The sequence below is a fragment of the Kosakonia oryzendophytica genome (assembly GCF_900094925.1).
GTDB lineage: Bacteria > Pseudomonadota > Gammaproteobacteria > Enterobacterales > Enterobacteriaceae > Kosakonia > Kosakonia oryzendophytica.
In genome coordinates, this window is sequence record NZ_FMAY01000027.1 from 1 (window position 1) to 5,488 (window position 5,488).

Annotated in this window: 5 protein-coding genes, 4 tRNA genes and 2 rRNA genes; 9 read left to right on the top strand and 2 right to left on the bottom strand. The window is 49.7% G+C overall.

Annotated features, from left to right (window positions below):
* The 4 genes from GA0061071_RS23120 to birA form a co-directional block, all read left to right on the top strand.
* Positions 1-125, top strand: a 23S ribosomal RNA gene (locus tag GA0061071_RS23120); the annotation flags it as partial.
* A gap of 94 nt (positions 126-219) precedes the next feature.
* A 5S ribosomal RNA gene (gene rrf, locus GA0061071_RS23125) occupies positions 220-335 on the top strand.
* Positions 336-460: 125 nt separating this feature from the next.
* Entirely contained in the window at positions 461-1,489 is a 1,029-nt protein-coding gene (murB, locus tag GA0061071_RS23130) for a UDP-N-acetylmuramate dehydrogenase (RefSeq protein ID WP_061499031.1), read from the top strand.
* Positions 1,486-2,448: a bifunctional biotin--[acetyl-CoA-carboxylase] ligase/biotin operon repressor BirA gene (birA, locus tag GA0061071_RS23135; protein WP_061499028.1), complete on the top strand. Its 963-nt coding sequence runs from the start codon at positions 1,486-1,488 to the stop codon at positions 2,446-2,448. The genes murB and birA overlap by 4 nt, the downstream gene beginning before the upstream one ends.
* A gap of 35 nt (positions 2,449-2,483) precedes the next feature.
* Here birA and coaA read toward each other — a convergent pair whose 3' ends face one another.
* Complete coding sequence (gene coaA, locus GA0061071_RS23140; RefSeq protein ID WP_061499025.1) at positions 2,484-3,434, bottom strand: type I pantothenate kinase; 951 nt, start codon at positions 3,432-3,434, stop codon at positions 2,484-2,486.
* Between the two features lie 201 nt (positions 3,435-3,635).
* Entirely contained in the window at positions 3,636-4,184 is a 549-nt protein-coding gene (locus tag GA0061071_RS23145) for a GNAT family N-acetyltransferase (protein ID WP_088237852.1), read from the bottom strand.
* A 338-nt stretch (positions 4,185-4,522) separates the two neighbouring features.
* Here GA0061071_RS23145 and GA0061071_RS23150 point away from each other — a divergent pair.
* From GA0061071_RS23150 to GA0061071_RS23170, 5 genes are all read left to right on the top strand, one after another.
* A tRNA-Thr gene (locus tag GA0061071_RS23150) sits at positions 4,523-4,598 on the top strand.
* 8 nt (positions 4,599-4,606) lie between these two features.
* Positions 4,607-4,691 (top strand) — tRNA-Tyr (locus GA0061071_RS23155).
* A gap of 113 nt (positions 4,692-4,804) precedes the next feature.
* Positions 4,805-4,879 (top strand) — tRNA-Gly (locus GA0061071_RS23160).
* A gap of 5 nt (positions 4,880-4,884) precedes the next feature.
* Positions 4,885-4,960, top strand: a tRNA-Thr gene (locus tag GA0061071_RS23165).
* Positions 4,961-5,074: 114 nt separating this feature from the next.
* On the top strand, positions 5,075-5,488 hold a 414-nt coding region (locus GA0061071_RS23170), incomplete at its 3' end, for a GTP-binding protein (protein WP_139109697.1).

Below are 5,488 nucleotides of genomic sequence, written 5' to 3' on the forward strand. Positions count from 1 at the left end.
GAGTTCTCCCTGAGACTTTAAGTCTCCTGAAGGAACGTTGAAGACGACGACGTTGATAGGCCGGGTGTGTAAGCGCAGCGATGCGTTGAGCTAACCGGTACTAATGAACCGTGAGGCTTAACCTTACAACGCCGAAGATGTTTTGGCGGAAGAGAGACAATAATCAGCCTGATACAGATTAAATTGACAGACCGGAAGGTGTGTTGATGACAGAATTTGCCTGGCGGCAACAGCGCGGTGGTCCCACCTGACCCCATGCCGAACTCAGAAGTGAAACGCCGTAGCGCCGATGGTAGTGTGGGGTCTCCCCATGCGAGAGTAGGGAACTGCCAGGCATCAAATAAAGCAGAAGGCCCAGTCGGAAGACTGGGCCTTTTTGCGTTTGGGCTTTCCAAACACCACAAGCGCTTACCCTCCGGATACGGTAAACTAACTGTGTTTTTGCATCAGGATAGCGCCAATGAACCACTCCCTTAAGCCCTGGAATACCTTCGGTATTGATCGTAATGCCCAGCAGATCGTTTGCGTCGAAAATACACAGCAATTGCTGGAAGCCTGGCAAGCCGCCGTACAGAACCAGCAACCCGTATTGATCCTGGGTGAAGGTAGCAATGTGCTGTTTCTACAAGATTTTGCAGGAACGGTCATTATCAACCGCATTCGTGGAATCGATGTCGATGAAGAGGACGATGCATGGCTGCTTCATGTCGGTGCCGGGGAGAACTGGCATCACCTCGTGCAATTTACTCTCAACAACGGGATGCCTGGTCTGGAGAATTTGGCGCTGATCCCTGGCTGTGCAGGCTCATCACCAATCCAGAATATTGGCGCATATGGCGTTGAGCTACAGCGAGTCTGCAACTATGTTGATTGCATCAACCTCAGCAGCGGCGAGTCGCAGCGTTTGAGTGCACAAGCGTGCCGTTTTGGTTACCGTGACAGTATCTTTAAACACGAGTATCAGGATGGTTACGCCATTACTGCTGTGGGGCTGCGTTTATCAAAAAACTGGCAACCTGTGCTGACCTACGGCGACTTAACTCGTCTTGATCCGGCAACTGTAACGGCACAACAGGTTTTCGACGCGGTGTGTCATATGCGCATGAGTAAACTGCCCGATCCGAAAGTGCACGGTAATGCTGGCAGTTTCTTTAAAAACCCGGTGGTGTCGCCGGAGCAAGCCAATAACTTATTAGAGGCGTTCCCGAATGCCCCCCATTATCCTCAAGCTGATGGCTCCGTAAAACTAGCCGCAGGATGGCTTATTGACCAATGCCAGTTGAAGGGGACTGCCGTGAAAGGGGCGGCGGTCCATCATTTGCAGGCGCTGGTACTGATCAATACCGGTCTCGCAACCAGTGAGGATGTCATCCAGCTTGCGCACCTGGTACGTCAACGTGTAGGAGACAAATTCAACGTCTGGCTGGAACCAGAGGTCCGCTTTATTGGCTGTGCCGGTGAAGTGAATGCAGTGGAGGCGATTGCGTGAAGGACAATACGATCCCATTAACATTGATCTCTATTTTAGCGGATGGTGAATTCCATTCGGGTGAACAACTCGGCGAACGTCTGGGCATGAGCCGCGCAGCGATTAATAAACATGTTCAGACGCTACGTGACTGGGGAATTGATGTTTTTACTGTCCCAGGTAAAGGCTATAGCCTTCCGGAGCCTATCCAGCTACTGGATGAAACCATGATCAGCAGCCAGATTAAGCAGGGCAAAGTTGCTGTTCTGCCAGTAATTGATTCAACAAACCAGTATTTGTTGGATCGCCTCAGTGAACTTGATTCCGGTGATGCTTGTGTGGCGGAGTACCAACAGGCCGGACGAGGGCGCCGTGGTCGAAAATGGGTCTCTCCCTTCGGTGCAAATCTCTATATATCGATGTACTGGCGATTAGAGCAGGGACCGGCAGCTGCAATCGGCTTAAGCCTGGTGATCGGGATTGTGATGGCTGAGGTTTTACACGATCTGGGTGCTGATCAGGTGCGCGTTAAATGGCCTAACGACCTTTATCTTCAGGATCGTAAACTTGCGGGTATCCTCGTCGAACTGACAGGGAAAACCGGTGATGCTGCGCAAATTGTCATTGGCGCTGGTGTCAACCTGGTGATGCGTAAAGTACAAGCTGAAGACATCAGCCAGGGCTGGATTAATCTGCAAGAAGCTGGTGTGAGAATTGATCGTAACAAGCTTGCTGCACGTTTAATTACAGAACTGCGTACTGCATTGCAAACGTTTGAGCAAGAAGGGCTGTCTCCTTTTCTCTCGCGCTGGGAGAAACTGGATAATTTTATTCATCGGCCGGTGAAATTGATTATCGGTGAGAAAGAGATCTACGGTATTTCGCGTGGAATTGATGTGCAGGGTGCCCTGCTGCTTGAACAAGAGGGCGTAATTAAACCCTGGATGGGGGGAGAAATATCGCTGCGCAGTGCGGAATAATAATCAAAGGGGAGCGTTGATGCTCCCCTTAGTGTTTATTTTCGCAGGCGCACTTGTTCAACAGCGTGATTGGCACTCTTGGTCATAATCAGACTGGCGCGTTCGCGCGTAGGCAGGATGTTTTCTTTAAGATTTAAGCCGTTAATCTCTTTCCACAGCGACATCGCAACTTCTATTGCTTCAGCTTCAGATAACTTCGCATAGTTATGGAAATAAGAATCCGGGTTAGTAAAAGCGCCTTCGCGGAACTTCAGGAAACGGTTAATATACCAGGTCTGTAAAAGATCCTCCGGCGCATCAACATAAATAGAAAAATCTACGAAGTCTGAAACAAACACATGGTGCGGATCATGAGGATAATCCATACCACTTTGTAAAACATTTAACCCTTCAAGAATAAGAATATCAGGATGCGTGACCGTTTTGTCACCATCCGGGATCACATCATAAATCAGGTGCGAATAAACCGGGGCGGTAACATTGGTCACCCCCGATTTAATATCGGAAACGAACTGCACCAGGCGATGCATATCATAGGATTGCGGAAACCCTTTTTTCTTCATTAACCCGCGATCTTTCAATACCTGGTTGGGATGCAGAAAGCCATCGGTGGTAATTAACTCTACCCGACGATGTTCAGGCCAGCGGCTGAGTAACGCCTGTAATACACGGGCGGTGGTACTTTTCCCTACCGCAACGCTACCCGCGATGCTGATGATATAGGGAATGCGCTGACCGTTCGTGCCCAGAAATTGTTCCAGCACGGCTTGTCGACGCAGGTTTGAACTAATGTAGAAATTGAGTAAACGGGACAGCGGAAGATAAATTTCGGCCACTTCTTCCAGAGAAAGGTCTTCATTAATGCCTTTTAACCTTGCGATTTCGCCCTCAGTCAATGTCATTGGCACGGAATCACGAAGTGCAGCCCACTGGCTGCGATTAAACTGTAAGTAAGGCGTCATTAACGTTTGCTCTTTTTTACTCATAAGCTTTTATCTGCCCACATTACCACTGACACGTATGCTTCCGACGCGCCGCGAGAGAGCGTCTCTTAAGGTAATGTGATGGCTCGACGTTATTGAAATAAGTTGGATCAATGGGCAGGAGGTTAACACCAGATGACAGGGAATAATATGAAAAATCGCGTCTGCGTGATGCTTTACGCGGAAAGCATCACGCTATTCACATTAGCTGGCAATAGATCGAACTGGCTGATTTACCGCAAATAAGCGTTTAAAATAAATCGCAGCAGGGTGGTAGTACCCGTCGGCGGAGCAGAGGTAATCCGGCATTTCTCCGAGGCAGCGGTATCCCTGTGAGCGGTAAAACGTTTCGGCCCCAGAGCCAGCCCGCACTTCAAGGGATAATATCCCACGCTGACGAGCACAAGCGCTTTTCTCAAGCTCAGCAAGCAACTTTTTGCCAATACCTTTACGCCTGGCACGGCGGTGAACCAGCAGCAATTTGATAGTGCCGCGATTAAGCGCTTCAGGCTGCATGTTTAGCGCCAGGCTGATACACCCCGCAACGCCTTGCTCATCTCTGGCTATCCAGATTAAGCGTTCGCCTCTTTGAATCTCGTCGCGCAGACGATAAAAGCTACTTTCTGCTTCATGGCGGCTGGTCGCACGCTGATATCCCACAGAGGCACCACCTTGCAACGTATCAAGCAGCAAGTCCGCAAGTTCAGGGCAATAGACCGGCAAGGTGGCTGCGTTTAACAGAACAATTTTCATCATTGTGCCTCCATTGAGGATGATATCTAGGAGATGCAATAAGTGATCCAATTCACATTTTCACGTCTGGCTTTGTCGGAACGACTGAAATGCACTACTTATCTGCACTACAACAACGCAATTGCACCCCTGTAAGGCAAGAAAAGAGAGTGATGCAAGGGGTAAGAAAAGAGGGATACCTATGAACAGACGGTTAAAAACGGTGGGTTTTTCTACTGGGTTGCATGAATTTACAGCATTTTGTTGAATGGTCGTGCAAAATGTGAGCGATAGAACGGTTTGTGCAATTTTTTTGTTGCATCAATCCCTCTGTCTCCCTAGAATGCGCGCTACTTGATGCCGACTTAGCTCAGTAGGTAGAGCAACTGACTTGTAATCAGTAGGTCACCAGTTCGATTCCGGTAGTCGGCACCATCAAGTCCGGTGGGGTTCCCGAGCGGCCAAAGGGAGCAGACTGTAAATCTGCCGTCACAGACTTCGAAGGTTCGAATCCTTCCCCCACCACCATTTTCGGTTACGCTAAAACGTAACCTGAGTTGGTGTCAGTAAGCGAATCAACTCAAAGGGAGAGTTTCTTCTCCCGACAATACAGAAAGCACTGGGTAGCCGAGTTTCAGGATGCGGGCATCGTATAATGGCTATTACCTCAGCCTTCCAAGCTGATGATGCGGGTTCGATTCCCGCTGCCCGCTCCAGACGTGCTGATATGGCTCAGTTGGTAGAGCGCACCCTTGGTAAGGGTGAGGTCCCCAGTTCGACTCTGGGTATCAGCACCACTTCACTTCTCCTCCCTGGTTTCTCTTCTGTTATTTAGCATTCAACAAGTCGGGCATGTTGCCTGGTTGATGTGGTGATATCACCGATTTATCCGTGTCTTAGAGGGACAATCGATGTCTAAAGAAAAGTTTGAACGTACAAAACCGCACGTTAACGTCGGTACTATCGGCCACGTTGACCATGGTAAAACAACGCTGACTGCTGCCATCACTACCGTTCTGGCAAAAACCTACGGTGGTAACGCTCGCGCATTCGATCAGATCGATAACGCGCCGGAAGAAAAAGCTCGTGGTATCACCATCAACACCTCTCACGTTGAATATGACACCCCGACTCGCCACTACGCGCACGTAGACTGCCCGGGCCACGCCGACTATGTTAAAAACATGATCACCGGTGCTGCTCAGATGGACGGCGCGATCCTGGTAGTAGCTGCGACTGACGGCCCGATGCCGCAGACTCGTGAGCACATCCTGCTGGGTCGTCAGGTAGGCGTTCCGTACATCATCGTGTTCCTGAATAAATGT